Raw genomic sequence first — 2028 nt, 5'->3', positions numbered from 1 at the left:
ATAATGGTTTTGAACTAAGTATTCCATTACGAATTGCAATGAAAAAAACTTTTGCTGTATTTGGAAATCTAGGTTTCCTGCCTGTTCTTTATAAAAACTTTCCAAGCGAAGTACCTGAAGATTGTCATTTATTTTTAGACATAATTCAACAGCATTCAAAACCAAGAATATTTTGGACAAATATAGCTCAATCAGAAAAAGTTACTCAGTATGAATATAAGGTCACTCATCATAATAAAAATATAGATAACTATGAAAATGAAGTAGATGAAGAGATTGAATCAACACAACGTGCTCACACACGTCGTGTTGATATTGATACCTATGAGGGAAGAAGCCGAAGCCCAATCATGCTTGAGTCAGATCAATCTGCGGGCCGACAGGTTGCTGACGCTATGACAGAAGATGCTTTAAGGCTTAGCAAGGTTATGAAAAGCATTACTCTTAGTGAAGCTGAAACATTACTTGGTATAGACATGCCATCAGATAGCTGTAATGAGGAGGCGTTCGCAGAATTCATTAACCTCACCAATAAGGATATCAATGATTATTTGGGAATAGAAGATGATGAGGACATTCTAATTATCCGACACCCTCTTGTCTTAGCTTTTTTGAAAATGAAGGTGAATCAGATAGATAACAATATCAAATCCTTGATTTTTGACCAACAAGATATGACAACACTAACCTCGGATAAAGTTGCAGAAATCGAAGGCTTGCGAATCGTTCTAGCCAACATGATTGATAAATTTGATGAAATAGAGCATGTTGAGGCCGATAAGATAATTACAAATTATGACCTACCGCCATGTGACCCCTTAGTATAGGAAGATAGCATTATGCCAATTAAACTTCACTCAGCAACAAATAAAATAATAGAGCAGCAAGAATCTACTGATAAAATCAATCGACTGTTTGATGATGAGTTTACTATATTTGGCAGTAAATATGATTTTAGCTTTAGTGATACAAACTTGTCAGTTGAATCAAAGATATACATTCGACACGCAATTGTTGAAATTTGTGGTGGATATGGAGAAAACAATTCGCTTTCACCTGAACGAAACACTTCAATTCAATCTGAAATTAGGTATCTTCTAAAGTTTGTTGATTTTCTTAAACAAAGAAAGGTAGTCCATTTTATTGATGAGTTTAATAAAAAATTATATCTCGACTTCATTGAGTATTGCATTGTAGAAGGGGGGTATTCAAAAGCTACTATACATATTATAAATATTACTTTCTCAAAAATTGCTGATTTCTGCGCAATGGGGGATTTAAACTGGTTTACACCTATTAAACTTCCATTGCCAGACTTAACTGTCTTTGCGAAAGAGACATACGAAAAGCACTATCCTGATGAAGATCCTTTAAAGTGGTTATATGGTGGTAGTTATCAAAAAGTGACATTTACTACTTCCATGTATATGTTAGCTTATTCAATACAAGAGTTGGAAAGTAATTTACATTGCATATTATCAGCATATTTCTCATTATCAAATGAACTAGGCCAAAACTGGCTTATGAACAAGAGCTACTTACAGGATTACATGAAGGTAGCAATTGATAATATAACGATTGATGTAAATGAACTTACCGATATAATAGCTAACGGAAAAGACCTTAGGCCTAGACATTACGCTAAATACAAAATATCTGCATACAAAGCCTCTAGCCAACTTCAAATATGGATGGATAAAACTAATGAATTGTTACCAGATGAACGTGACAAATATACAATTACCACATTTTTATCTGAAATTAGAGACTTAGAAATCACATCAGGTAAGCTGAGTGATTTGGTATTTAAGATGGCAGAGTGTTCCTTGTCTATTATAGCTATCCTTACAGGATATAGAGCACATGAATTTGTAAATATGAAAGGCGTGACCTTATCTAAGGAAAAAGGAGAGATACTAGTCACAACTGATATTGATAAAACACATTTCGGCTTCCCTGTCAGCAGAACATCAAATTCAACGGTTGAGATGGCGATCAATTCACTCATTAATTTAAGCTATATAGATA

1 protein-coding gene and 1 pseudogene are annotated in these 2028 nt (G+C 34.0%); both read left to right on the top strand.

Annotation, left to right across the window (positions count from 1 at the left end; genetic code table 11):
- Positions 1–827: pseudogene (locus ASV53_RS23760) on the top strand (hypothetical protein); the annotation flags it as partial.
- Between the two features lie 12 nt (positions 828–839).
- Positions 840–2028: hypothetical protein (locus tag ASV53_RS23755; protein WP_141226316.1), on the top strand; the 1189-nt coding region annotated here is incomplete at its 3' end.

The organism is Photobacterium sanguinicancri, from assembly GCF_002265265.1.
Classification (GTDB): Bacteria; Pseudomonadota; Gammaproteobacteria; order Enterobacterales; family Vibrionaceae; genus Photobacterium; species Photobacterium sanguinicancri.
The sequence above is the reverse complement of the archived record's forward strand: the minus strand, read 5'-3'. Positions and strand labels throughout refer to the sequence as shown.